Here is a 24329-nt window from a genome sequence, read left to right as displayed (position 1 = left end):
TGTTAAGCAGCTTTCCTCCGCATGACCCTGACCGACTAAGCACCACCGCCCCAAGGCTGTCCCCAAGTGCATTCTTAGTGATAGAAGAAGCTGACGTGAACATGTCGTCAAAATGATTGAGAAACGTTTCTGTTAAGTGTCCATGGTAGTACCCGAATACAATAACAGGCATCACATCCTCCTTGGCGCCGAGGATGTTAAACAACACACCCAACACGTCTTACCAAGCAAACGCCAATTGTGCTGGGGGTGTATGGCGGCTTCGGCAGGATGGGCCCATGATTTGGGGCTGAAATGCCCATTCTTGCCTGATTGGATTAATGCATAGAGGGTATTGAATGACATGGTTTGGCATATGGCTCGCCCCATTTTTGCCCCATTCAAAACCGTTGAGGCTCTGGACTGCCATTTGAGTTCTTGGTCACGCCAAGCAACCTTAGCGATGGCCAATCTAAAATCCGCATGCAGAGGTGCGCTGAGTACCGTGATTCACTAACGGCCTGGCTGTTCACCCTATAGTGCAAATCTTTCGACACCTACGGCCAGGTAAAAATCCCCATGAAAAGGGTGACGCTCCACCCCCTCGCAGATTAATATGCCACTCCTTAGAATTGGTGAAGTAGTATTTCTGTGACTCTATCTACTCCTTCTACCCCACAAAACAAAAAGATCCACTATCATCTATAACTTTAATTACTCAATGAACATTTACCAGCACAAGGGAAAAGCACTTTGAAAAAAGTTGCAATACTTCAATCCAACTACATCCCTTGGAAAGGATATTTTGACATGATCGCATCAGTGGATGAGTTCATCCTCTATGACGACATGCAATATACACGGCGTGACTGGCGAAATCGTAATCAGATCAAAACCCCGCAAGGGGTACAATGGTTGACCGTGCCCGTCTTAGTTAAAGGAAAGTACCACCAGAAAATAAGAGAAACTGAAATCGACGGTGCCGAATGGGCCGCTGCACACTGGAAATCACTAGTTCAAAATTACAGTCGCGCACCGCACTTCCATGAAATCTCAAAATGGCTGGAACCCCTCTACCTGAACAACTCTTACACTCATATTTCAGAGCTTAATCAGCGCTTTATTCAAGCTATTTGCGATTATCTGGAAATAAAAACCATCATCAGTAATTCTTGGGACTATGTACAGGTAGATGGTAAAACGGAGCGCCTTGCCGGCCTCTGCGCGCAAGCGGGTGGTATGGAATATATCTCTGGTCCAGCCGCCAGGAATTACATAGATGAAAAAGTATTCGAAACGATGAATATCAAACTGACCTGGTTCGACTATGCAGGCTATCCGGAGTATCCGCAATTATGGGGCGAGTTTACCCATGGTGTCACGATCCTTGATCTGCTCTTCAACTGCGGAAAAGATTCTCATCGCCAAATGAGGCATATTACTCAATGAAACTATCCATTGTAGCGACTCTTTATCAGTCGGCACCTTATATAGAGGAGTTTCATTCGCGCGTGAGCGCTGCCGCAATGAAATATGCGGGAGACGACTACGAAGTTGTACTCGTGAACGACGGATCACCAGACAACAGCCTTGATATCGCCATCTCGCTCACTGAGCGAGATCATCATGTTGTATTGGTCGATCTCTCACGAAACTTCGGCCATCACAAGGCTATGATGACCGGCCTTTCCCACTCCAAAGGAGAAAAAGTATTCCTGATAGATACTGACCTTGAAGAGGACCCGGAGTACCTGCTCACCTTTGCCGAACAACTCCAAAAAAGAGCCTGCGATGTCGTCTATGGCGTGCAAGAGCAACGCAAAGGAGGTTGGTTTGAACGCTGGAGCGGCCGCTGGTTCTATCGTTTCTTTCAAGCTCTGACGGGGATAGCACTGCCGAAAAACGTCGTCACTGCCAGACTAATGACACGCCGTTATGTCGACTCCTTACTACGGCATGAGGAACGGGAAGTATTTATCGCCGGGCTCTGGCATATTACCGGATTTGATCAACAACCTCAAATAGTCAAGAAAAGCAACACCAGTCAAACAACCTATACCTTCAGAAAAAAAATGTCTGTATTGGTTAACTCTGTGACCTCGTTCAGCAATGCTCCTTTGGTCAGTATTTTCTACATTGGTATTTCGATTTCATTTTTCGCTGTACTTTACATTGCCTACTTGACAATACACTGGATGTTCCTCGCGAAGCCGATGAGTGGATGGACATCGGTCATGGCCTCTATCTGGCTTCTTGGCGGAATGATCATCTCGTTTATCGGCGTAGTGGGAATTTATCTTTCGAAAATATTTTCCGAGTCTAAACAACGCCCCTATACCATTGTGAGACAGATTTATGCACAGCGACAAGACGAAACTGCTTGACGAAGTAGCAAGCTATTACTCGAAAAAGCTCGCACTGCATGGTGAAACGCCAAACGGGGTCGACTGGAACGGTGAGCAGGGCCAGGCGCTGCGTTTCGAACAACTGTGCAAGGTCATCAACAACCAGCAAGAATTCTCTATCACTGACCTTGGCTGTGGCTACGGCGCGCTGGTAGATTACCTAAAAAATAAAAACCAGGCGTTTTCGTATCTCGGCGTAGATGTTTCAAAAGAAATGATCCAAGCCGCGACGCAACGCTACATAGGAGTGCCTGAAACTCGATTCATTTCTGCCTCCGAACCCGACTGTGTGACGGACTATGGCATTGCTAGCGGAATCTTCAACGTTCGCTTGGGCAGATCTGACGCCGAATGGCTGACCTATCTTAAAAACACCCTTGACGTTCTAGACCGAACAAGCCGCCTGGGGTTCGCCTTCAATTGCCTAACTTCTTACTCTGACGAAGATAAGAAACGGAGTGATCTGTACTACGCAGACCCTTGTTTTTTATTTGATCTATGCAAACAACGCTACTCCCGACAAGTTGCCCTTCTTCATGACTACGGCCTGTATGAATTCACAATACTTGTAAGGAAAATGCAATGAAAAAGAGATTAGTTATATTCGGATCTGGCGATATCGCGCAGCTGGCTTATTTCTACTTCAGCACAGACTCCGCTTATGAAATTGTGGCCTTCACCGTAGACGGTAGTTATATCGAGGCTCCCACCTTTTGTGGACTACCCGTCGTCGCATTTGAAAATATCGTCGACCACTATGCTACCAATAGCCACGATATGTTTATAGCCCTGAGCTATTCCAAACTCAATGCCGTACGAAAAGAAAAGTATCTCGCCGCAAAAAATCTCGGGTACACACTTGCCAATTACATCAGCAGTCATGCCACCGTGCTGAATGAAGGCCAGATAGGAGACAACTGCTTTATCCTTGAAAACAACACCATCCAACCCTTTGTGACTATTGGCAACAATATCACCTTGTGGAGTGGTAACCACATTGGCCATCATTCAACTATCCAGGACCATACTTTTATTGCATCTCAGGTCGTTATCTCTGGGGGTGTTCACATCGGCAAGCAGTGCTTTATCGGGGTCAATGCCACACTACGCGACCACATTAAAGTTGGTGACAAGTGTGTCATTGGAGCCGGAACATTGTTACTCACGGACGCCGAGTCGGAGGGAGTTTATGTTGGCGCAAGTACAAACCGCTCAAAGGTACCCAGCACAAAATTGAGGGGTATATGACAACTCAATGGAAGAAACTCGGCTTGGTTTTTTGCCCATCGGGCGAACAAGACTGGCTGCATTCCCATGCAGCTGTTCCTGTCGCAGAGTGTATTGGCGGTGATCTTTTCAAAATTTACTTCAGCTCAAGAGACAGAAACAATAGAAGCTTTACTGGCTATGTAATTATAGACATAAACACCCCAAATCAAGTTATTGAACTATCAACCACACCCATCCTTTCCCCCGGTTATCTTGGCGAATTTGACGACAGTGGAGCGATGGCGACATGGCTAACCGAACACAAAGATAAAAAACACCTCTACTATATAGGATGGAATCTAGGAAAAACTGTTCCATTTAGAAACTCCATAGGATTGGCTACCAGCCTAGATGGAAATAAATATTCTAGATATGCAAACGGCCCAATACTTGATCGCTCAATGAAGGAGCCTCACTTCTGTGCGAGCTGCTGTGTTCTTCCAGGAGAGGATATGTGGAAAATGTGGTATTTATCCTGCACTGGATGGCATATGAGAAACGGTAAGCCAGAACATCGCTACCACATTAAATACGCCGAGTCACAGGATGGGATTGAGTGGAAACGGGAAGGTATTATTTCCATAGACTATGCAAGCGATGATGAATATGCAATTTCAAGGCCTTCTGTGATTCGTGATAACGACTGTTGGCGGATGTGGTACTCGCATAGAGGAGACTCATATCGCATAGGATACGCGGAGTCGCATGACGGGCAAGATTGGAGTCGACTTGACACTAAAGCAGGCATTGACGTCTCTCCAGCCGGATGGGACTCTGAAATGATTGAATACCCGTTTGTTTTTGATCATAAAGGACAGCGATACATGCTCTATAACGGCAATGACTATGGCAGAACCGGGTTTGGTCTAGCCATTCTGGAGCAATTTCAATGACTCGTGCTGTTGACTATCTCTACATTTTCGCCACTATACTCTTTACTGTATATGGTCAGCTTATTCTTAAATGGAGAATTTCAAATTTTGGCTCACTCCCTGTAGATAGTATTGGGAAATTTAAGTTTCTCCTTTCACTTCTTTTCGACCCTGCAATTTTCTCGGGCTTTGCAGCTGCTTTTCTTGCCTCCCTGGCATGGATGGCTGCGATGACCAAGTTCGACCTAAGTCACGCCTATCCATTCATGAGCCTCAACTTCGTCATTGTCTTGCTGCTGAGTGGTTGGATATTAACTGAGCCTTTATCACCTCAAAAAGCGTTAGGAGTTATTTTGATTGTTGTTGGTACCATTGTTGCTGCTCGTGGATAGTAAAGCTATCGTCAAATCAAAGGATATTAGAAGATGAATCGACACATCCCCTTCAACTGGCCACACATGACAGGTAAAGAGCTTTATTACATCGCCGAGTCCCACTTCAATGGACGCTTAGCAGGTGATGGGCCGTTCACCAAGCACTGCCATAAGTGGCTAGAGGAGCGCACCGGCTGTAGCAAGGCGTTGCTTACACACTCATGTACCGCGGCTCTGGAAATGTCTGCGCTGCTGCTCGACATTGAACCAGGTGATGAAATCATCATGCCCTCCTATACCTTTGTTTCCACAGCCAATGCTTTTGTATTAAGAGGGGGAGTTCCGGTTTTTGTGGATATCCGTGAAGACACGCTAAACCTCAACGAAGAACTCATAGAGTCAGCAATCACCGATCGCACTAGGGCTATTGCACCAGTTCACTATGCGGGTGTCGCCTGCGAAATGGACAGCATCATAGCTCTCGCTAGGAATCACAACCTCAAAGTTGTGGAAGATGCTGCTCAAGGGGTCATGGCCACCTACAAAGGGCGAGAGCTAGGAAGCATTGGTGACTTGGGCGCCTATAGTTTCCATGAAACCAAAAATGTGATTTCCGGTGAAGGTGGTGCTCTTTTGGTCAATGATCCAGAACTGGCCCTGCGCGCTGAGATCATCCGAGAAAAGGGTACCGACCGCACTCGATTCTTCAAAGGCGAAGTTGATAAGTATACTTGGCAAGAAGTTGGCTCTTCTTTTCTTCCCGGAGAACTAATTGCTGCTTTTCTCTGGGCGCAACTGGAAGAAGCAGATCGAATCACTCAAGCGCGCCTAGCCAGTTGGGACCGATATCACAAACTGCTGGAGCCACTGGAGTCCCGCGGCATTCTTCGCCGCCCGATAATTCCTGAAGAATGCCAACACAACGCTCATATGTATTACGTGCTTCTAGCCCCTGATATCGAACGGCAAGTGGTTCTCAACAAATTCAAAAGTCAGGAAATCAGTTCGGTCTTTCACTACATTCCCCTGCACTCATCTCCTGCTGGCCAACGGTATGGTCGCACTCATGGTGATCTTGAAGTCACCAATTACCAGTCCAAGCGCCTAGTTCGCCTGCCACTATGGGCCGGTATTACCGAAGAGCAACAACGCAGAGTAGTTGAGACACTTTCATGCTGAACCGTTGGACTATACCAAGCCAGCAGGCACTCCAGTGGCTTGTGGTACTCGTAGCTATCGGGCTTCCTCGACTTACTGTTTTAGGCGCTTTGCCTTCGACCGACGAAGGTGTTTTTGCTTATTTTTCACAGATTATCTTTTCAAGCCTAGCAGCTGGACGTGGACTTCCCGACACCGGTACATTGATGCTTTATCCGATGCTTTTGTCTTGGGTTTTCGATCTATCATTCAACCACATGATGTTACTGCGGCTCATTGATCTGATCGTTGCTCTGGCGGCGGGCTTGCTTTTTTACAAACTTATCGAACAGGAATCGCGGAGTTGGATTGGGGCTGCTTTGATATCAGCCATATTTCTCTTCACAATGAATCAGCCGCTCTTCATCCAGTCCGGCTTCAAGAACAGTATATTTGCAGCGTACATCCCCCTTCTTATCGCAATGCTATGGGCCCGAAGCGCCGACAGAAACACACACTCTTGGTTCTGGATAGGCGTTTTGGGCGCGTTTTCCATTCTACTTCGAGAAACGTTCTTACCTTTTTTATTCATCGGGGCGATAGCTACTCTAGTAGCTCATGGATGGCGAACGTTTGTCAGGTTCTCCATCGGTGTCACACTAGGCGGTGCCGTTATCGTTGGTACAGTTTTGATTGCGCGCGGAGGAGTACAGTCATTCCTCGATGCTTATATAAATGCCGGCAATTTTTATGCATCAATGAAGGACCAAACGATCCCTCTTATGATTACAAACGGCACCCTTTCCGCCAATGAAGCTACTGTCGCCCTTTGCATTACAGGAATAGCCATTTTCGGACTAATTTCGCATTCTGTTTATTATCGCAAAACAAATTATTTAAAACGCTTCTTGTTTTGGACGAGCGTCGCTATCGTGCCGCTATTGGAGCCTCTTTCAAAGATAGGGTTCCCCTACCACTTCGCTGTCTGCCTGCCAGGACTTGCCGGTCTTTGCGCGTTGGCCTGGGAGCAACTAATTATCGCTCGGTTGCAGGCGGTGAAACTAGCTATAACGGCGACATTCATTGTAGTTTGTACACCATTACTTCTACCTAAGTTTGTCCCTCTTTCAAACAGTTGGATAGCTAACAAGGAAAATCTTGAAGGCATCACAAACAACGCGTGGCGCCCCGAGACCATCGCTCAGTCCAACTATTTATTGGCGGCCGATGCAATCCTCAAAGCGGCTCCGCCTCACGGAACGCTCAGCATCAGTGGGTTCATGTTCTCCCTTTTCCCTCTTACGGGTTTACTACCACCGGCCTACGAGTCGAATCACTTGAGTGCCATGGCAATAAAGTATGGGCTTGACGAACACGCCTTAAAACGTGCCCTGGAGTCCTGCCCTCCTGACGTCCTCATGACTACGTCCAGAACAGATTTACCAGGCTCAGACATCATTAAAAAAGCGGTTGAAAGCTCAAAACTCTACACCGCAGTCGCGACGATCCCAATTGCGCCGGAAAAATCATACGGAAACTTTGGCGGTACCATTTATAAGAGGACGGGGCATACCGATATGCATTGCGAATCACTAGTCCTGTAGAAAGTATGGGAAAACTAATTATCCAACGAGAGATCATTACAAATGATAAAGACCTCCAAAAAACGAAAACACAGCCCTATTTCATCAACTTGAAGAGAATGCGGCCGCTATTCTTCAACACCCTGGTCCTAGCTTATCCAAAGGCTGAACCCCACGAGGGGAAGGCTTTGATTGTTGGCCTGCTGGATGTTGACGCATCTAACAGGCTGCTTTTTACTTCGGTACCGAGACTTCTTTAGGCATAGACCTAACAGGCCGCCAAGACGATCAGCCCTTGGTCGCCAGCATCGGTGATGGTGATAAATCCTTGAGCATGCACTGGAGCAGTCAGGCTCGTGTTCCGCCATGAAACACGCCGCCGGCTGCGGTACCGGCTGGCACTGAGCAGCAACTGGATAGATCCTCGGCGAGGAAGACTGACAGCCACAGATCAGAAGTGGCAAGACGATCACGCAAGCATCCCCCAGCTCCTTGTAGTGGGTTTGTTCGCCGGTCGACAACCGCAGCTCAAGGGTTAAGCGATTGCCCTATACCGTGCGCAACTGGTCAGTAGTGACACTGCTGATGACTATCAGATCGTCCTTGTGCGGGCTGGCCAGTTCGGCGAGTTGTTGGTCTTAGCGTCAACCCTGAACCTTCCAGACCAACGCGACAGATCCGCCGACCAATGAGGTCAACTGCCGGCAAGGGCTGAGCTCAGGTCGACGATACGCATAACACTGCCCTCGCCCACCTCCACAGCTGTAGTCGATCTTCTAGACCGTTGAGACCACCATGATCTTGCAGGTGATTGCTTCGAACTCATCCCGATCCACCAAGGAGTTCAGCATGAACTAAATGGACCTGCGCCGATGACCGGCATCAGCTCCACAACATCACTCCATCATTGCTGGGTGCCGGCAAATCCGGTAGCTCGATCACGATGCAGGCACGATAGGATTACGGCTCATCGGCCAGCCCCTGATTGGCATCCAGTACCTCCTCGACGGTGCCTTCCAGATCCCCATAGGCGTGGTACAGCAGATCCCCGTCAGACACTCTGTAGATCGTAGCCATAGCCAAGATGAACGCCTGCCTGCGCAGAACCCCGCTCTCCAGCAGCACGCTCTGTTCTTCGACGCTCTTCAGGCACCAGGCGCCAAGCACGTCGTTATATCCAGGCGTCAGGGATCTCAACCGGGCACCGATACTGCGCAGGGTGTCGAAGTGTTTGATCCCACCCTTGAAGCCTGGGAAGATTGTTCCCTTGAGGGTGATTTTTTCCTCACCCATACCCACTGCTTGCTGTGCCGACCTTCGGGCCAAGCATTCCTGCGAAGCCCAGCAGAATTCCGTTGAGCGCCGAAGTTCGTCAAAGACCGCTGGGTCCAGACTGAAGTAGTACAGCTGTGCGTTGAGATCCAGCGGCCGCACAATCAGCAAGTGCGGGAACGACTGAACCACTTCCGGTAACAGCGTGGCATCGCCGACCAGAGAAGTGCTCGAAACGATGTTGGCCTGCGATGGGCTGACCTTGCCAGTGATCTTATTGATCGCGGTGGACACCCACGCCGCCCGTTCCTTCAACTACCCTATGCACTCATCGATTTGCGGCACGGCGCGAGTGGTCTTGTTGCAGGTGGCGTCGAAGAAAAAGTCAGTTTTTTGCAGCCCCACCAGCGGCTTACTCTGAAGCGGCAAGACACTGAACAATTGGTTTACCGCACACCTGAAAAGGCCGAAGTCTGCCATCGAGGTGATGCTCCAGTAAAACCGAGAGATGTGGGCGGTTCGCAACGTTATCTTTTGCCCTAAAGATGCCCAGATCAAATCTACGGAAACGAAAAAGCCCCTGTAATCTCTAATGATTACAGGGGCTTAGACGTTATGAATAATGGCGGAGAGATAGGGATTCGAACCCTAGGTACCCGCGAAGGTACAACGGATTTCGAATCCGTCCCATTCGGCCACTCTGGCATCTCTCCAACGGCGCGCATCATAACAGCACCTTTGCCCGAAGCGAAGCCCCTCGGGCAAATTTTTTCCGTGCTATCAGTCGGTTGCGTCGATTACAGCGGTACGCCCAGACGGTTTGCGACTTCTTCGTAGGCTTCGATCACATCACCGAGGCCCTGACGGAAGCGGTCCTTGTCCATCTTCTTGCGGGTTTCCTTGTCCCACAGGCGGCAGCCATCCGGGCTGAATTCGTCGCCCAGGACGATCTGGCCGTGGAATACGCCGAACTCCAGCTTGAAGTCCACCAGCAGCAGGCCAGCGTCGTCGAACAGCTTGCTCAGGACTTCGTTGACCTTGAGCGACAGTTCTTTCATGCGCGCCAGTTGCTCGGCGGTGCCCCAGCCGAACGCCACGACGTGGGATTCGTTGATGAACGGGTCGCCCTTGGCGTCGTCCTTCAGGAACAACTCGAAGGTGTAAGGGTTGAGTTTCAGGCCCTCTTCCACACCCAGGCGCTTGACCAGGCTGCCGGCGGCGTAGTTACGCACGACGCACTCGACCGGGATCATGTCCAGCTTCTTCACCAAGCACTCGTTGTCGCCCAGCAGTTTGTCGAATTGGGTCGGCACGCCGGCCTCTTCGAGCTTCTGCATGATGAAGGCGTTGAACTTGTTGTTCACCATGCCTTTGCGATCGAGCTGCTCGATACGCTTGCCGTCGAACGCCGAGGTGTCGTTGCGAAACAGCAGGACCAGGCGGTCGGCGTCGTCGGTCTTGTAAACCGATTTGGCTTTGCCACGGTAGAGTTCTTCACGTTTTTTCATGATGGGCTCCGCTTGCTAAGTAGGTGGGCTAGGCGATGTGGCGCCAGTCGAGCCCTGAATCTTGATCGGCCAGTTGCAGCCAGTCCGGGTCGCACCCGAGGGTGTCGACAAAACATTGCCGGGCCAGCTGCGGCAGGTTGTTCTTGCTGCTGAGGTGGGCCAGTACCAGATGCTGCAGGTCCTGCCAGCCCAACTCGGCCACCAGGCTTGCGGCCTGATGGTTGTTCAAATGTCCCATTTCCCCACCGACCCGCTGCTTGAGGAAATACGGGTAGTAACCTCGGGCCAGCATGTCGCGGCAGTGATTGGCCTCGATCATCAAGGCATCCAGCCCGCGATAGCGGTCGATCACTGTGTCGCAGTAGGAACCCAGGTCGGTCAGCAGGCCGAAACGCCGCTGGCCGTCACTGAACACGTACTGCACAGGTTCCAGCGCATCGTGGGCGACGCGGGTCACGTCGATGCTCAAGGCACCGACCTGAAGCGTCTCGCCCCCGGCGAGAAAACCCGCGGCGTCCACCGGCTTGCGCATCCCGCGCAACGTGCCGCGACTGAGGTAGACCGGTAAATTGTAGCGCCGAGACAGCAAACCCACGCCATGCACGTGGTCGGCATGTTCGTGGGTTACCAGAATCGCGCTCAGCTGCGCGGGGGCTACCCCCAGGCGCAGCAGGCGCCGCTCGGTTTCGCGCAAGGAGAAACCACAATCCACCAGGACGTAGGTGTCGTCACTGGCTATCAGCGTGCCATTCCCTTGACTACCACTGCCGAGAACGGCGAAACGCATCGGATCAGCCCAGATTGTCCTGAATCACAGTCAACACTTTGCGCGCCACTTCAGGCGGGGCAACGGTGTTGATGTCTTTCTCGACGGTGACCTGGACGTTGTCGCCCACCTTGCTCAGGCGAACCTGATAACGCTCGGCGCGGGCTTCGATTTCTTCCTTGGCCGGTGCGCTGCCGAACAACTTGCCGAAGAAGCCCGGCTCGTCGTTTTTCTTCTCGGCTTTTTCCGCCAGGTTGATGTAGTACAGGCCCAGGCTGCGGTTGATGTCTTCAACGCGCCACTCACCCTGTTCCAGGGCGCGGCCGACGCTCGACCAGGCGCGGTCAAGGTCTTCGCCGAGGTTGAGCACCACGTTGCCGCTGCCGTCCTCGGTGAGGCTGACACGGCTCGGGGTATCGAAATCACGCGCGGCCAGCAGGGAGACCGAACCGCCCTTCTCGGCGCTGCGGCTCATGCTGGCAAGCATTTCGTCGACCAGCGCGGCATCCAGGCTGGTGTTGACCGAACGGTTGGTGAAATCGACGTTGGAGGTACTGCCGACAGGACGCTCGGCGCTGACCACGTAGACTTCACTGGTATTGCGCTGCACGCCGGGTTCGATACGCACCCGCACGCGGGTTTCGTTATCGGCCGAACCTACGCTGCCCAGGCGCTTGGCCATGGATGCGGAGAGCTCGTCGGAACGCTGCCAGGCGGTGCTGAACTCGCCGGTTTGCGGGCGTTGTTCGTCGATACGGAAACCGTTGTCCTGGAAGAACTGCATGGCCACCGGCCAGACTTCGGCCGGGGCGTGCTGGGCCATGACCCAACGTGCATCGCCGCTCTTCTGCAGGGTGTAGTCGCTGGCATCGGCCACCGAGCCCAGCGGCTGCGGACGCGGCACGATGTATTCGCCCTTGACGGTGTCGTCGGCCACGTTGCGCGGAATCGGCAACAGCGGATCAAGGCGTTTGGAGGTGCTGACATCCGACGGCAGTTGCATCGGTGCGGTCTGTTGCGCTTGCAGGTAATCGCTGCCGCGGTCACGGAAGTAGCCTTCCGGCCCCCAGATCCAACCGCAGCCACTGGTGCTGGAGATAATCAAGGCAAGTGCGGAAAGTCCGGCCAATCGCTTCATGCGTAGTACTTCCTCAATTAAACCAATACGCCGGACTGGCGCATGGCCTGCCGCAGCGGTTCGTGACAGGCAGCACTGAGCCAGGTGAGCGGCAGACGGATACCGTTCGCCATCAAGCCCATCTCGCACAGGGCCCATTTCACGGGAATAGGGTTGGATTCGATAAACAGCGTCTTGTTGAGCGGCATCAGCTTCTCGTGGATCGCCCGGGCGGTGGCGGCATCGCCACGCATCGCGGCGGCGCACATCTCGCTCATGGCTTTTGGCGCCACGTTGGCGGTCACCGAAATATTGCCCTTGCCGCCCAGCAGGATCAGTTCGACGGCGGTTGCGTCGTCGCCGGAATACACCAGGAAGTCGCTGCTCACGCCGGCCAGGATGTCCTTGGCGCGCTGCAGGTCGCCGGTGGCTTCCTTGATGCCGATGATGTTCGGCACGGTCGACAGGCGGATCACAGTCTCGGCCTTCATGTCGCAAGCGGTGCGACCCGGCACGTTATAGAGGATCTGCGGGATATCGACGGCTTCGGCGATGGCACGGAAATGCTGATACAGGCCTTCTTGCGTCGGCTTGTTGTAATAAGGGGTCACCAGCAGGCACGCGTCGGCACCGGCGATCTTCGCGTTGGTGGTCAGTTCGATCGCTTCGCGCGTCGAGTTCGCGCCGGTACCGGCGATCACCGGGATGCGCCCTGCAACCTGAGCGACCACGCGACGAATCACTTCGATGTGTTCGTTCACATCGAGGGTAGCCGACTCACCTGTAGTGCCGACCGCCACAATGGCGTTGGTGCCCTCTTGCAGGTGGAAGTCCACCAGTTTGCTCAGGCTGTCCCAGTCGAGACGACCCTGTGCATCCATGGGTGTGACCAGTGCCACCATACTGCCCGCAATCATGCAACCGCTCCTGCCGGAAAAAGAGAGCGGTAATGGTACTGGCGCCAAGATGCTTGCACAAGCGAAGTACCGCGCTGCGAGCATTCCCCTGAGCGATGTATTTCGCTACCCTTCAGACTTTGATCGGTACTGCTAAGCTCGTACGCCGGGTTCCAGCCTCCCTTTTCGGCATCCGAAGCCCCAATCCCGCGTTGCCGCCCTTCGCTCTCGCCTTTATGGAGTTCGTTGCAACCGGGCGGTTCAGGGCTTCTGAAACCGCATCCGGACGTTTACCCAGTACTCGAGCCTGTAAAAGTATCGACCGCTCATCGCTTTAGGAATGCTGCATGTCCACCCCCACAGTCCGCGAACAATTCCTTGTCATCAGTGCCCTCGGCGCCAACCCCATGGAGCTGACCAACGTCCTGTGCCGCGCCAGCCATGAAAACCGCTGTGCCGTGGTGACCTCCCGCCTGACCCGCCACGGCGAGTGCAGCGCGCTGGTCCTGGAGGTTTCCGGCAGCTGGGATGCCCTGGCGCGCCTGGAGGCCGGCCTGCCGTCGCTGGCGAAGAAATACGCCTTCACCGTCAACGTGGTACGCAGCGCGGCCCTGGAAAACCGCCCGCAGGCCCTGCCTTATGTGGCTTACGTCAGCGCCGCCTACCGCCCGGACATCGTCAACGAACTGTGCCAGTTCTTCATCGACCACCATGTCGAGCTGGAAAACCTGACCTGCGACACCTATCAGGCTCCGCAGACCGGCGGCACCATGCTCAACGCCACCTTTACCGTGACCTTGCCGGCCGGCACCCAGATCAGCTGGCTACGCGATCAGTTCCTGGACTTCGCCGACGCCATGAATCTCGATGCGTTGATCGAACCCTGGCGCCCACAGAACCCAATGTAAGGAAAGCCCCAATGGCCGTTGCCATCGACCAACCTGTTGCCAACTTCGAAGCCCCGGCCACCAGCGGTCAGACCGTCAGCCTCGCCGCGCTCAAGGGCAAGCAGGTGGTGATCTACTTCTACCCCAAGGACAGCACCCCGGGCTGCACCACCGAAGGCCAGGGCTTTCGCGATCAATACGCCGCGTTCAAGGCCGCCAACACCGAGGTGTTCGGCATCTCCCGCGATGGCCTGAAGTCCCATGAGAACTTCAAGTGCAAGCAGGAATTCCCCTTCGAGCTGATCAGCGACAAGGACGAAGCCGTCTGCCAATTGTTCGACGTGATCAAGCTGAAGAAGCTCTACGGCAAGGAATACATGGGCGTCGATCGCAGCACCTTCCTGATCGACAAGAATGGCGTGCTGCGCCAGGAATGGCGTGGCGTGAAAGTGCCAGGCCACGTGGATGCGGTACTGGCTGCCGCGCAGGCGCTGAACAAGGCCTGAGCGGGGTAAACGACTAAAAAAGGGGGCGGCTGAATCAGCCGCCCCCTTTTCATTTCCAGGACAGAGCCGTTCTAGAGCAAGGGCGCCACGACCGGCTCCTTGCGCGGCCAGGCATCCAGTACCGCCTTGAACAGGGTGGCCAGGGGAATCGCGAAAAATACGCCCCAGAAGCCCCACAACCCGCCAAACAGCAGCACCGCACAGATGATCGCCACTGGATGCAGGTTCACTGCCTCGGAGAACAGCAGCGGCACCAGCACGTTGCCGTCCAGGGTCTGAATGATCCCGTAGACCGCCATCAGATAGATAAACTGGTCGCTCCAGCCCCACTGGAACAAGGCGATCAGCGCTACCGGCACGGTCACCACCACCGCCCCGACGTAGGGCACCACTACCGAAATCCCCACCAGCAATGCCAGCAGGGCCGCGTAGTTCAGCCCCAAGGCCACGAAGGCGATGTAGGTCACTCCACCACAAATGACGATCTCGATCACCTTGCCACGAATGTAATTGGCGATCTGCCGGTTCATCTCCTGGGCCACCCGGGTGATCAGCGCCCGCTCGCGCGGCAGGTAACCGCGCACCCACTGGCTGATCATCGCCCGGTCCTTGAGGAAGAAAAACACCAGGATCGGCACCAGCACCAGATAGATCATGATGTTGACCAGCAGTGGCAGGCTGGACAGCGAGAAGGTCAGCGCCCACTGGCCGAACTTGCCGATCTCGCCACGCGCCACCTCGATCGCCTGCAACACCTGTTCGTCGGACACCAGGTGTGGGTAACGCTCCGGCAACAGCAGAAGCAGCGATTGCCACTTGGCGAGCATTCCCGGCAGCTCGTTGAACAAAGTGATCAACTGATGCCACAGCAGCGGCACGACGACCACGATGAACACCAGCAGCAGCCCCATGAACAAGGCAAAGACCAGGCCTACCGCCGCCCCGCCTGGCAAGCGCCAGCGTTCCAGCGTGAGCACCAGCCCCTGCATCAGGTAGGCCAACACCATCCCCGCCAATACCGGCGCGAGCATGCCGCCCAGGGTCAGCACGGCGGTGAAGGCCAGGAACAACAGAACGGCCAGCACCACGGCCTCTTCGTCGGAGAAGTAGCGCTGAATCCAGTCGCGTAACACTTTGAACATCAATGATCCTTAGACAGAGGCGCGATGATTTCCGGGGCGGTTCAGGCCTTCTTCAGCCAGTAACGATAGACCCCGGCTTCGTCTTCCTCGCGCAGCAGGGTATGACCGGCCAAACGGGCAAAGGTGCGAAAGTCGCGCTGGGAACCGGCATCCGTGGCGATCACCTTGAGCACCGCGCCGCTGGCCAGGCGATTGAGTTCCATCTTGGCCTTGAGCAGCGGCAGCGGGCAGTTCAGGCCGCTGGCATCGAGCTCGGCGTCGTGGGCTACAGCATCAGTCATTGCGTCACTCCGGGAGGGTCGTCGAGGTGCCTAGAATATCTGGTCCAAGGCCTGGTGTCCGGCTACAGTAGACTCTTTGTCGACTAAGGCTTTGTGCATGACTTTTTTGCGCCCTACCCTGCTGACGCTCGCTTGCCTGCTCGCCTCACCAGGCTTCGCCGACGACCTGCCGTCACTCGGTGATGCCAGTTCTGCCATTGTCTCGCCCCAACAGGAACACCAACTGGGCCGCGCCTGGCTGGCGTTGCTGCGCAGCCAGGTTTCGCAACTCAACGACCCGCAACTCAAGGATTACGTCGAAACCAGCGTCTACAAGCTGGTCGAGACCAGCCAAGTCAACGACCGGCGCCTCGAGTTCATCCTGATCAACAGCCCGCAGCTCAACGCCTTCGCCGCTCCCGGCGGGATTGTCGGGGTCAACGGCGGGCTGTTCCTCAATGCCCAGACCGAAGGCGAATACGCCTCGGTGCTGGCGCACGAATTGGCGCACTTGTCGCAACGCCACTTCGCCCGTGGCGTCGAGGCCTCGCAACGCATGCAGGTGCCGATGATGGCCGCCCTGCTGGCCGGTATTGTGATCGCTGCGGCGGGCGGTGGCGACGCCGGGATCGCCGCCATTGCCGGCACCCAGGCCGCGGCCATCCAGGAACAACGGCGCTTCTCTCGGCAGAACGAGCAGGAAGCTGACCGTATCGGCATCCTCAACCTGGAAAAGGCCGGTTATGACCCGCGCTCCATGCCGACCATGTTCGAACGCCTGATGCGTCAGTACCGCTTCGACGCCAAGCCGCCGGAGTTCCTGCTGACTCACCCGGTCACCGAATCGCGGATCGCCGACACCCGCAACCGTGCCGAACAGGCCAAGGCTGGCGGCAAGGAAGACAGCCTGCGCTACCAGCTGATCCGCGCACGCGTGCAACTGATCTACGAAGAGTCTCCCGGCATGGGCGCCAAGCGTTTCCGTGCCCAGCTCGACGAAAACCCGAAAAACGACATCGCCCGCTACGGACTCGCCATCGCCCAGATCAAGGGCAGCCAGTTCAACGATGCCCGGGAAAACCTCAAGCAACTGCTGGCCAAGCAGCCTAACGACATCACTTACAACCTGGCCCAGATCGATCTGGATACCGCCACCAGCCGTTTTTCCGACGCTCAGGCCCGGGTGGATAAAATGCTTGCGCAGTACCCGGGCAACTATCCACTGAACCAGGTCAGGGTCGATCTGCTGCTCAAGCAGAATCGCCCGGCGGACGCCGAAAAGGCTCTGGAAAGCCTGCTCAAGACCCGCTCCGATGATCCGGACGTCTGGTACTCGGTGGCGGAAACCCGTGGCCTGTCCGGCAACATCATCGGCCTGCATCAGGCGCGGGCCGAATACTTTGCCCTGGTCGGCGACTATCGCCAGGCGATCCAGCAGCTGGATTTCGCCAAACGCCGCGCCGGCAGCAACTTTCCCCTGTCTTCGCGGATCGACGCACGTCAGCGTGAGTTGATGGACCAGGAGCAGATGGTCAAGGACATGATGCGCTGAGCCCGACCGGCGCCCACAAAAAAGCCCGCCTCTTCCGAGGCGGGCTTTTTATTGCGCGATCAACCCGCTAAGCGGATTACTCGGCCAGCTTGAAGGTAATGAAGCTGGCGCGCCCCTGACGCAGAACCCGCATCGAGACCGAACGGTTCTTTGGCAGCGCCTGGGCGATTTCAGTGAAGTTCTTGGTTGAAGTGATCGCCTGATTGTTCAGGTGAGTGATCACATCGCCCGGCTGCAGGCCGATCAGCGCGGCTGGGCCATCCTGGACTTCCTTGATCACCACACCACCCTTGAGGTCGAAGGCTTTCTTCTGCTCATCGGTCAACTCGACCACCGCAACGCCCAGACGGTTGCTGCTGCGCTCGGCACCGGACTTGCTGATGACATCCAGGGTCTTGTCTTCGTCCGGAATCGCACCAACGGTCAATTCGACGTTCTTGCGTTTGCCGTCACGAATCACTTCAAGGTTGGCTTTCGCGCCTGCCTTGAGGGCACCGACCAGATGCGGCAGGTCCGCCGACATGATGATCGGTTGACCGTTCATGCTCAGGATCACATCGCCCACCTGCAGGCCGCCCTTGGCCGCCGGGCCGTCATCCTGGATCTGGGCCACCAGCGCACCGGCCGGTTTCTCCAGGCCGAAGGATTCCGCCAGGTCCTTGTTCACTTCCTGGATGACCACGCCCAGCCAGCCGCGGCTGACTTTGCCACCGGCTTTCAGCTGGTTGGAAACGTCCATGGCGACATCGATCGGGATGGCGAAGGACACACCCATGAAGCCGCCGGAACGGGTGTAGATCTGCGAGTTGATACCCACGACTTCACCGGCCAGGTTGAACAGCGGACCACCGGAGTTACCCGGATTGATCGGCACGTCGGTCTGGATGAACGGCACGTAGTTTTCGTTCGGCAGGCTACGACCGATGGCACTGACGATGCCCTGGGTCACGGTGTGGTCGAAACCAAATGGCGAACCAATGGCCACCACCCACTGGCCGGCCTTCAGGTCCTGGGATTTGCCCAGTTTCAGCACTGGCAGGTCCTTGCCATCGATCTTCAGCAATGCCACGTCGGAACGTGGATCGGTACCGATCAGCTTGGCTTTGAGTTCGCTGCGGTCAGCCAGGCGGACAAGAATTTCATCCGCGTCGGCGATCACATGGTTGTTGGTCAGGATGTAACCGTCCGACGAAATGATGAAGCCAGAACCCAGGGACTGGGCTTCACGCTGGCGATCGCCCCGTGGCGAACGCGGCTGCGGCGGCATGCCACGCTCGAAAAACTCGCGCAGCATCGGCGGCAAGCCTTCGAGGTCTGGCATCTGGGCGGAAACCTTGCGGTCCGGGAGCTTCTGCGTGGTACTGATGTTGACCACAGCGGGCGATGCCTGCTCGACCAGCTGTGTGAAGTCAGGCAAGTCCGCCGCCTGCGCGGTAACGGCCTGACCGAGCACCAGCACAGTAGCGAAAATGGAGAGATAGGATTTCAAACGTGGTATCGACATACGGCTCCCATTACAACGAGCGTGGTTAAGCGATAGGGACAAGAAATACCAGGCGATTCGCGCAGTCCTTTTGTCCCGGAAACGACAAACAAGGCCAGAACCTAGTGGCTCTGACCTATAAGAAAAAACAGGGGGTTTTGCAAATGAAAATGTTCACCGAACATTTAGATATCTCGATTGCAGAGCTGGCATTGCAGACCTCTTACACAACCAACATTAACGCTCGATGAACACCTGGGCTGTACTCACTGCGCCTTGGGCGCAGCGGCGTCGGTACGCATCGACAAGGCGATCCGTTCGGCGGTGCCGATAGGGATCTCGCCCACCACCGTTACCATCATTTCGCCTTCAGGCGTGGTCAGGCGCCGGGATACCGCCACGGTCGGGCCCAGTTGAGTGCGAGTGTCGGTCACCGTCGCACCGTTGAGCGGCTCGAGGAACACCGAGAAGCGGGCCAGGCCATCGTCATACATCAAGCTGTTGACCATGGCCTTGGTGTCGGGATCCTTGCGCGCACTGCTGCTGGTCAACTCGAAGCCTGGCGGCAACCAGTCGGAATGCCAGGTCTGCGCAGCCTTCACCGCGGAAGCCTTGTCGCTGTCCAGGGCCACAGCCTTGCATTCGGCGCTGGCCTGCAACTCGCTGTCCTTCGGCACATCAGCCGTATCCAGGCGAGTGAACTGGAAGCGCTCGAGCAACTGCCCCTTATCGTTCAATAGCAACGATTTCAGCGGCAGGCCCGTCTCGCGGTCCAGATGCAATTCAAAACCATAACGGTGCTGGTCCCGTGGGGTCAGGGAAACAATGACCGCCGCACGCCCAGCCACACGCGACTTGCCGATGACGGCAAGGTCGTACCAATTCTTGAGCTTTTCTGGATCGAGTGAGTGGGCCGAAGCGTTGGGGGCATCCCCCAGTCCAGCCACCAGCGTACCGCTGACACATTGGGTACGCCCATCAACACGCACAACCTCTTGAGCGGAACCGTCGAGCTGAATCAACCGCTCGCGGACCTGGCCATCCTGGACGCGATGCCAGATGTTATGGGTAGAAAAACTACCGTTACGCTCGTAGACGAAAGTACCCTGGAAGCTTTGCTGCTGTTCGGCTTGCCCAAGACGTTTCAACCAATCCTGAGCTTCGTCGGCGTGGGCTGGAACGATGAACCAGCCACTGAGCAGAAGCGAGAGTAGAGGGATGGCGCGCATGATCCTCCTTAACGGTTTTCCAGGCTCGCCGCACGAGCATAAGGCAGAGCGCTTTCAGTGCCCTTCAGTGCAGCTTGTTGAGCATGCTGACGCAAGTAGCTTGGCAGACGCTGATCGTGCCAGCCTGGCTGACCTTGCAATACGCCGTTGGCCATAGGGCCAGTGGCTTCCGAACTCTCATTGTAGCCGGCCAATACCGCTGGGCCTTTTACTTGAGGAGCGGCCAGGGTTTGTTGGTTCGATTGCTGTGCCAGTTCGACACCAGCGATCTCGTCCTGGTTGTACAGGCGAACACCCGCCAGCACGGCAACGGTCACCGACGCGGCAACAGCCAGGCGACCCAGGCTGCGCCATGGACCACGAGTGGCCTTGGCCGGTACGGCTTCGTCAGCCAGCGCAGCAGAAACGGCCGCGGCGATGTCCAGACGCGGAAGCAGCAATTCCTTGTGCATGGCCGCCCGGGCGATCTGGTAACGAGCCCAGGTCTCACGGGTTTCCACTTCGTCGACGGCATTCAATACCCGACGTAATTCCAGTTCGTCCGCTTCGTTATCCATCACCGCGGACAGCGATTCCTGCAGGGCTTCACGACTCATGGCGGTTCCTCTCTTGGCTGTCGCCGCTGTCTCAGGTTTCCTGCAACAACGGCTGCAGGGCTTTATCGATGGCTTCCCGAGCGCGGAAAATCCGGGAGCGCACGGTACCCACCGGACATTGCATGACACTGGCAATGTCCTCGTAACTCAGACCATCGAATTCACGTAAAGTTAAAGCCGTACGCAAATCTTCTGGCAGTTGCTGAATGGTTCGATGGACGGTGCCTTCGATCTCATCCCGCAGCAATGCGCGCTCTGGAGATTCGAGATCCTTGAGGCCATGATCGCCATCGTAGAACTCCGCATCCTCGGAACTGACATCGCTATCCGGCGGCCGGCGGCCGCGTGAAACCAGATAGTTTTTCGCCGTGTTGATGGCGATACGATACAGCCACGTATAAAACGCACTGTCACCGCGGAAATTACCAAGCGCACGGTAAGCCTTGATAAAGGCTTCTTGTGCAACATCCTGGGCTTCATGGGTGTCGTGCACGAAACGCACGATCAACCCGAGAATTTTGTGCTGGTATTTCAGCACTAGCAGATCGAAAGCTCGCTTGTCGCCGCGCTGAACGCGCTCGACCAGCTGCTGATCCTCTTCCTGGGTTAGCATGAACACTCCTCGATAAGCTCGGAGGAGGCTTGCATAACTAAACGATCAGGCTTGCAAACATAGACTCGGGCTTTTCGCAAAAGTTCTCCCCCTCCAAGCAAGTTTCCTGCGGGCTCTGATTTGGCACGCACGAAAAACGCAGCGCGGGCAAGGCCGGCTGCGCGAATAATCCTGTCGTCGAATTGAGTTGCATGACCACAACACAAGTCCTGCATAAAACCGACGCTGTCCCTTCTATCAGGCAACCTTCTATTGAGTTTGGGGCCGTGTCAAAAGTTCCCAATCTTTATAGCCGTGCAGGGCGAACATTGTGTAACCATGAAGAGAAAAAGGTTGCTACATCTTCGATACAGTCGCCAGTTTCCCGATTTGACGGAAAAATCTAACCGCCCGCCACTGCCTCGCAACACCGCCTTTTCCCGCGCCCATAATTTCATAATGCCACGAAGGCACCGCTATTGTGCCGATCCCCCCCTCTATATACTAGTGGGCTGCATGGCTGCTTTGACTCGCCGATCCAGGCGTCTTGCGCCAACCCCGACCCGGGTCGCTTTTGAGCGGAATCTTCCAATGAGCCAACAGTTTCAACACGATGTTCTGGTGATAGGCAGCGGCGCTGCCGGTTTGAGCCTTGCGCTGACCTTGCCCGGTCATCTGCGCATCGCCGTATTGAGCAAAGGCGATCTCGCCAATGGCTCGACCTATTGGGCTCAGGGTGGCGTCGCGGCAGTGCTGGACGACACCGATACCGTCGAATCCCACGTCGACGACACCCTCAATGCCGGTGGCGGCCTGTGCCACGAAGACGCGGTGCGGTTTACCGTCGAGCATAGCCGCGAGGCCATTCAGTGGCTGATCGATCAGGGCGTGCCCTTCACCCGTGACGAACAATCGGGCAATGAAGACGGTGGTTTCGAATTCCACCTAACCCGCGAAGGCGGCCACAGCCATCGCCGCATCATCCATGCCGCCGACGCCACCGGCGCGGCCATCTTCACCACATTGCTGGACCAGGCCCGGCAACGCCCGAATATCGAGTTGCTGGAACAGCGGGTCGCCGTCGATCTGATTACCGAAAAACGCCTGGGGCTGGAAGGCGATCGCTGCCTCGGTGCCTATGTACTCAACCGCGCCACCGGCGAAGTCGACACCTACGGTGCGCGTTTTGTCATCCTCGCTTCCGGCGGTGCCGCCAAGGTCTACCTCTATACCAGCAACCCCGATGGCGCCTGTGGCGATGGCATCGCCATGGCCTGGCGTTCGGGCTGCCGGGTGGCCAACCTGGAGTTCAACCAGTTCCACCCGACCTGCCTCTACCATCCGCTGGCCAAGAGTTTCCTGATCACCGAGGCCCTGCGCGGCGAAGGGGCACTCCTGAAGCTGCCCAACGGTGAACGCTTCATGCCGCGTTTCGACCCGCGTGCCGAACTGGCGCCGCGGGATATCGTCGCCCGGGCCATCGACCATGAAATGAAGCGCCTGGGTATCGACTGCGTGTACCTGGACATCAGCCACAAGCCGGAAGCCTTCATCAAAAGCCACTTCCCGACCGTGTACGAACGCTGCCTGGAATTCTCCATCGACATCACCAAGCAGCCGATCCCGGTGGTACCGGCCGCGCACTACACCTGCGGCGGGGTGATGGTCGACCAGCAGGGCCGCACCGACGTTCCGGGCCTGTATGCCATTGGCGAAACCAGCTTCACCGGCCTGCACGGCGCCAACCGCATGGCCAGCAACTCGCTGCTGGAATGCTTCGTCTATGCCCGTTCCGCGGCCGCCGACATTCTCGAGCAACTGCCACAGATCGCCATTCCGATCGCCCTGCCCGCCTGGGACGCCAGCCAGGTCACCGATTCCGACGAAGACGTGATCATTGCGCACAACTGGGACGAACTACGGCGATTCATGTGGGATTATGTCGGTATCGTGCGCACCAACAAGCGCCTGCAACGGGCTCAGCACCGGGTGCGCCTGCTGCTGGACGAAATCGATGAGTTCTACAGCAACTACAAGGTCAGTCGCGACCTGATCGAGCTGCGCAACCTGGCCCAGGTCGCCGAGCTGATGATTCGTTCAGCCATGGAGCGCAAGGAAAGCCGGGGCCTGCATTACACCCTCGACTACCCGAACCTGCTGCCCCAGGCACTGGACACTATTCTGGTGCCGCCCACCTACGGCGACTGAACTTGAGCCGCACGCGCAGGCGCCGATGCACATCGGCCGCCTGCGCATCCCGCGGCACACAGACCGACCTCACCCAGCGCTCGCCCGGCAAGCGAAAACGCAACACCACCAGCAACGGCAGCGCCAGGCTGTCAGGCCGCAGTTGCACCGGCCGCCAGCCCTGCCCCGCGCACCACAACTGCCAGCCATCGACATCGCGACGCAGACCGCTGAAAGCCGAGGGATGACTCAGCAGAATCCGCCGCGGCAACGTCCAGACTGCGTGGCCCAGGCACAGCAGAGCCCCGAACAGACCGGCCCAAAGCGGAATATCGAGCATCAGCAAGGCGCCCAGCGCGAACAGCTGGGCCAGGAGATAGGCCGCCAGCAATTGCCTGGAAGGCTGCCAGCGGCATTCGAAGGTGTTACTTGGGTTGGACACGATCCAAGATCATGCGGACCATGCGTTGCAGCTCGGGATCTTCGGATTCGGAGCGTTCCATGAACCAGCCGAACATGTCCTGATCTTCGCATTCGAGCAGCCTGACGTAGCAGGCACGGTCAACATCGTTCAGATGCGGATAGACTTCTTTCACGAATGGCACCAGCAACACGTCCAGTTCCAGCATGCCGCGGCGGCTGTGCCAGTAGAGGCGGTTCAGTTCAACATCTTCGACCATGGAGCGCTCCTCAAATAGAGCGCAAGTATACAGTCCG

At 55.9% G+C, this 24329-nt stretch carries 24 protein-coding genes, 1 tRNA gene and 3 pseudogenes; 12 read left to right on the top strand and 16 right to left on the bottom strand.

Annotation, left to right across the window (positions count from 1 at the left end):
• Positions 1-732: 732 nt before the first annotated feature.
• Genes DK261_RS19790 through DK261_RS19755 form a run of 8 tightly spaced genes read left to right on the top strand, consistent with a single transcriptional unit; the run spans position 733 to position 7640 of the window.
• A complete protein-coding gene (locus DK261_RS19790) occupies positions 733-1428 on the top strand; it encodes a WbqC family protein (protein ID WP_110176190.1) in 696 nt (231 codons plus the stop codon).
• On the top strand, positions 1425-2363 hold the full coding sequence (locus DK261_RS19785; protein WP_110176189.1) for a glycosyltransferase family 2 protein: 939 nt from the start codon (positions 1425-1427) through the stop codon (positions 2361-2363). Before DK261_RS19790 ends, DK261_RS19785 begins: the two co-directional genes overlap by 4 nt.
• Positions 2335-2970 (top strand): class I SAM-dependent methyltransferase, encoded by a 636-nt coding sequence (locus DK261_RS19780; RefSeq protein WP_110176188.1) that lies wholly within the window; start codon positions 2335-2337, stop codon positions 2968-2970. Before DK261_RS19785 ends, DK261_RS19780 begins: the two co-directional genes overlap by 29 nt.
• Entirely contained in the window at positions 2967-3632 is a 666-nt protein-coding gene (locus DK261_RS19775; RefSeq protein ID WP_110176187.1) for an acetyltransferase, read from the top strand. The genes DK261_RS19780 and DK261_RS19775 overlap by 4 nt, the downstream gene beginning before the upstream one ends.
• Positions 3629-4546 (top strand): hypothetical protein, encoded by a 918-nt coding sequence (locus DK261_RS19770; protein ID WP_110176186.1) that lies wholly within the window; start codon positions 3629-3631, stop codon positions 4544-4546. The genes DK261_RS19775 and DK261_RS19770 overlap by 4 nt, the downstream gene beginning before the upstream one ends.
• Positions 4543-4917, top strand: coding sequence for an EamA family transporter (locus DK261_RS19765; protein WP_110176185.1), 375 nt, complete (start codon positions 4543-4545; stop codon positions 4915-4917). Before DK261_RS19770 ends, DK261_RS19765 begins: the two co-directional genes overlap by 4 nt.
• Before the next feature lie 33 nt (positions 4918-4950).
• On the top strand, positions 4951-6078 hold the full coding sequence (rffA, locus tag DK261_RS19760; RefSeq protein WP_110176184.1) for a dTDP-4-amino-4,6-dideoxygalactose transaminase: 1128 nt from the start codon (positions 4951-4953) through the stop codon (positions 6076-6078).
• Positions 6072-7640 (top strand): hypothetical protein, encoded by a 1569-nt coding sequence (locus tag DK261_RS19755; protein WP_124301216.1) that lies wholly within the window; start codon positions 6072-6074, stop codon positions 7638-7640. Before rffA ends, DK261_RS19755 begins: the two co-directional genes overlap by 7 nt.
• A 696-nt stretch (positions 7641-8336) precedes the next feature.
• On the opposite strand, the pseudogene DK261_RS33595 reads toward DK261_RS19755, so the two are convergent.
• From DK261_RS33595 to dapA, 8 genes and pseudogenes are all read right to left on the bottom strand, one after another.
• A pseudogene (locus DK261_RS33595) lies at positions 8337-8467 on the bottom strand (glycoside hydrolase family 19 protein); the annotation flags it as partial.
• A gap of 34 nt (positions 8468-8501) precedes the next feature.
• Positions 8502-8696: pseudogene (locus DK261_RS33940) on the bottom strand (tail protein X).
• Between the two features lie 9 nt (positions 8697-8705).
• Positions 8706-9053 (bottom strand): annotated as a pseudogene (locus DK261_RS33590) (phage tail protein); the annotation flags it as partial.
• Between the two features lie 461 nt (positions 9054-9514).
• Positions 9515-9604 (bottom strand) — tRNA-Ser (locus tag DK261_RS19730).
• Between the two features lie 84 nt (positions 9605-9688).
• A complete protein-coding gene (purC, locus tag DK261_RS19725; protein ID WP_038630839.1) occupies positions 9689-10399 on the bottom strand; it encodes a phosphoribosylaminoimidazolesuccinocarboxamide synthase in 711 nt (236 codons plus the stop codon).
• A 28-nt stretch (positions 10400-10427) separates the two neighbouring features.
• Positions 10428-11186 carry an MBL fold metallo-hydrolase gene (locus DK261_RS19720; RefSeq protein WP_009042592.1) on the bottom strand — a complete coding sequence of 253 codons (759 nt, stop codon included), beginning with the start codon at positions 11184-11186 and terminating at the stop codon, positions 10428-10430.
• 4 nt (positions 11187-11190) lie between these two features.
• Positions 11191-12303 carry an outer membrane protein assembly factor BamC gene (gene bamC, locus DK261_RS19715; protein WP_009047492.1) on the bottom strand — a complete coding sequence of 371 codons (1113 nt, stop codon included), beginning with the start codon at positions 12301-12303 and terminating at the stop codon, positions 11191-11193.
• A gap of 17 nt (positions 12304-12320) precedes the next feature.
• Positions 12321-13199 carry a 4-hydroxy-tetrahydrodipicolinate synthase gene (gene dapA / locus DK261_RS19710; RefSeq protein WP_009047491.1) on the bottom strand — a complete coding sequence of 293 codons (879 nt, stop codon included), beginning with the start codon at positions 13197-13199 and terminating at the stop codon, positions 12321-12323.
• Between the two features lie 326 nt (positions 13200-13525).
• Here dapA and DK261_RS19700 point away from each other — a divergent pair, with 326 nt between their 5' ends.
• Positions 13526-14086, top strand: a complete 561-nt coding sequence (locus DK261_RS19700; RefSeq protein WP_007930238.1) for a glycine cleavage system protein R — start codon at positions 13526-13528, stop codon at positions 14084-14086.
• A gap of 11 nt (positions 14087-14097) precedes the next feature.
• Positions 14098-14571 carry a peroxiredoxin gene (locus tag DK261_RS19695; protein ID WP_009047490.1) on the top strand — a complete coding sequence of 158 codons (474 nt, stop codon included), beginning with the start codon at positions 14098-14100 and terminating at the stop codon, positions 14569-14571.
• A 71-nt stretch (positions 14572-14642) separates the two neighbouring features.
• On the opposite strand, the gene DK261_RS19690 is transcribed toward DK261_RS19695, so the two are convergent.
• Both DK261_RS19690 and DK261_RS19685 read right to left on the bottom strand, forming a co-directional pair.
• Positions 14643-15713, bottom strand: coding sequence for an AI-2E family transporter (locus DK261_RS19690; RefSeq protein ID WP_007930236.1), 1071 nt, complete (start codon positions 15711-15713; stop codon positions 14643-14645).
• A gap of 41 nt (positions 15714-15754) precedes the next feature.
• Positions 15755-15994 (bottom strand): sulfurtransferase TusA family protein, encoded by a 240-nt coding sequence (locus tag DK261_RS19685; RefSeq protein WP_007930235.1) that lies wholly within the window; start codon positions 15992-15994, stop codon positions 15755-15757.
• Positions 15995-16091: 97 nt separating this feature from the next.
• On the opposite strand from DK261_RS19685, the gene DK261_RS19680 reads away from it, so the two are divergent.
• Positions 16092-17525 (top strand): M48 family metalloprotease, encoded by a 1434-nt coding sequence (locus DK261_RS19680; RefSeq protein ID WP_007930234.1) that lies wholly within the window; start codon positions 16092-16094, stop codon positions 17523-17525.
• Positions 17526-17601: 76 nt separating this feature from the next.
• On the opposite strand, the gene DK261_RS19675 is transcribed toward DK261_RS19680, so the two are convergent.
• The 4 genes from DK261_RS19675 to rpoE form a co-directional block, all read right to left on the bottom strand.
• Positions 17602-19029 carry a DegQ family serine endoprotease gene (locus DK261_RS19675; RefSeq protein WP_009047488.1) on the bottom strand — a complete coding sequence of 476 codons (1428 nt, stop codon included), beginning with the start codon at positions 19027-19029 and terminating at the stop codon, positions 17602-17604.
• Positions 19030-19274: 245 nt separating this feature from the next.
• Positions 19275-20237 carry a MucB/RseB C-terminal domain-containing protein gene (locus DK261_RS19665; protein ID WP_041988725.1) on the bottom strand — a complete coding sequence of 321 codons (963 nt, stop codon included), beginning with the start codon at positions 20235-20237 and terminating at the stop codon, positions 19275-19277.
• Positions 20238-20245: 8 nt separating this feature from the next.
• Complete coding sequence (locus DK261_RS19660; protein ID WP_016703250.1) at positions 20246-20833, bottom strand: sigma-E factor negative regulatory protein; 588 nt, start codon at positions 20831-20833, stop codon at positions 20246-20248.
• Positions 20834-20864: 31 nt separating this feature from the next.
• On the bottom strand, positions 20865-21446 hold the full coding sequence (rpoE, locus tag DK261_RS19655; protein WP_007930230.1) for an RNA polymerase sigma factor RpoE: 582 nt from the start codon (positions 21444-21446) through the stop codon (positions 20865-20867).
• A gap of 570 nt (positions 21447-22016) precedes the next feature.
• Here rpoE and nadB point away from each other — a divergent pair.
• Positions 22017-23633 (top strand): L-aspartate oxidase, encoded by a 1617-nt coding sequence (gene nadB / locus DK261_RS19650; protein WP_110176181.1) that lies wholly within the window; start codon positions 22017-22019, stop codon positions 23631-23633.
• On the opposite strand, the gene DK261_RS19645 is transcribed toward nadB, so the two are convergent.
• Together DK261_RS19645 and DK261_RS19640 are read right to left on the bottom strand one after the other, a co-directional pair.
• Positions 23602-24054, bottom strand: coding sequence for a protein YgfX (locus DK261_RS19645; RefSeq protein ID WP_110176180.1), 453 nt, complete (start codon positions 24052-24054; stop codon positions 23602-23604). The two genes, nadB and DK261_RS19645, sit on opposite strands and share 32 nt — an antisense overlap.
• Positions 24038-24292, bottom strand: a complete 255-nt coding sequence (locus DK261_RS19640; RefSeq protein ID WP_007930227.1) for a succinate dehydrogenase assembly factor 2 — start codon at positions 24290-24292, stop codon at positions 24038-24040. The genes DK261_RS19645 and DK261_RS19640 overlap by 17 nt, the downstream gene beginning before the upstream one ends.
• Between the last annotated feature and the right edge of the window lie 37 nt (positions 24293-24329).

The sequence above is a fragment of the Pseudomonas sp. RW409 genome, assembly GCF_003184125.1.
In the GTDB taxonomy this organism is placed as follows: domain Bacteria; phylum Pseudomonadota; class Gammaproteobacteria; order Pseudomonadales; family Pseudomonadaceae; genus Aquipseudomonas; species Aquipseudomonas chlororaphis_I.
This window is presented reverse-complemented; position numbering and strand designations above follow the sequence as displayed.

Coding starts and splice junctions, on each gene's coding strand:
- DK261_RS19785 (WP_110176189.1), top strand. CDS start 1,425: ATGAAACTATCCATTGTAGCGACTCTTTATCAGTCGGCACCTTATATA.
- DK261_RS19780 (WP_110176188.1), top strand. CDS start 2,335: ATGCACAGCGACAAGACGAAACTGCTTGACGAAGTAGCAAGCTATTAC.
- DK261_RS19775 (WP_110176187.1), top strand. CDS start 2,967: ATGAAAAAGAGATTAGTTATATTCGGATCTGGCGATATCGCGCAGCTG.
- DK261_RS19770 (WP_110176186.1), top strand. CDS start 3,629: ATGACAACTCAATGGAAGAAACTCGGCTTGGTTTTTTGCCCATCGGGC.
- DK261_RS19765 (WP_110176185.1), top strand. CDS start 4,543: ATGACTCGTGCTGTTGACTATCTCTACATTTTCGCCACTATACTCTTT.
- rffA (WP_110176184.1), top strand. CDS start 4,951: ATGAATCGACACATCCCCTTCAACTGGCCACACATGACAGGTAAAGAG.
- DK261_RS19755 (WP_124301216.1), top strand. CDS start 6,072: ATGCTGAACCGTTGGACTATACCAAGCCAGCAGGCACTCCAGTGGCTT.
- purC (WP_038630839.1), bottom strand. CDS start 10,399: ATGAAAAAACGTGAAGAACTCTACCGTGGCAAAGCCAAATCGGTTTAC.
- DK261_RS19720 (WP_009042592.1), bottom strand. CDS start 11,186: ATGCGTTTCGCCGTTCTCGGCAGTGGTAGTCAAGGGAATGGCACGCTG.
- bamC (WP_009047492.1), bottom strand. CDS start 12,303: ATGAAGCGATTGGCCGGACTTTCCGCACTTGCCTTGATTATCTCCAGC.
- dapA (WP_009047491.1), bottom strand. CDS start 13,199: ATGATTGCGGGCAGTATGGTGGCACTGGTCACACCCATGGATGCACAG.
- DK261_RS19700 (WP_007930238.1), top strand. CDS start 13,526: ATGTCCACCCCCACAGTCCGCGAACAATTCCTTGTCATCAGTGCCCTC.
- DK261_RS19695 (WP_009047490.1), top strand. CDS start 14,098: ATGGCCGTTGCCATCGACCAACCTGTTGCCAACTTCGAAGCCCCGGCC.
- DK261_RS19690 (WP_007930236.1), bottom strand. CDS start 15,713: ATGTTCAAAGTGTTACGCGACTGGATTCAGCGCTACTTCTCCGACGAA.
- DK261_RS19685 (WP_007930235.1), bottom strand. CDS start 15,994: ATGACTGATGCTGTAGCCCACGACGCCGAGCTCGATGCCAGCGGCCTG.
- DK261_RS19680 (WP_007930234.1), top strand. CDS start 16,092: ATGACTTTTTTGCGCCCTACCCTGCTGACGCTCGCTTGCCTGCTCGCC.
- DK261_RS19675 (WP_009047488.1), bottom strand. CDS start 19,029: ATGTCGATACCACGTTTGAAATCCTATCTCTCCATTTTCGCTACTGTG.
- DK261_RS19665 (WP_041988725.1), bottom strand. CDS start 20,237: ATGCGCGCCATCCCTCTACTCTCGCTTCTGCTCAGTGGCTGGTTCATC.
- DK261_RS19660 (WP_016703250.1), bottom strand. CDS start 20,833: ATGAGTCGTGAAGCCCTGCAGGAATCGCTGTCCGCGGTGATGGATAAC.
- rpoE (WP_007930230.1), bottom strand. CDS start 21,446: ATGCTAACCCAGGAAGAGGATCAGCAGCTGGTCGAGCGCGTTCAGCGC.
- nadB (WP_110176181.1), top strand. CDS start 22,017: ATGAGCCAACAGTTTCAACACGATGTTCTGGTGATAGGCAGCGGCGCT.
- DK261_RS19640 (WP_007930227.1), bottom strand. CDS start 24,292: ATGGTCGAAGATGTTGAACTGAACCGCCTCTACTGGCACAGCCGCCGC.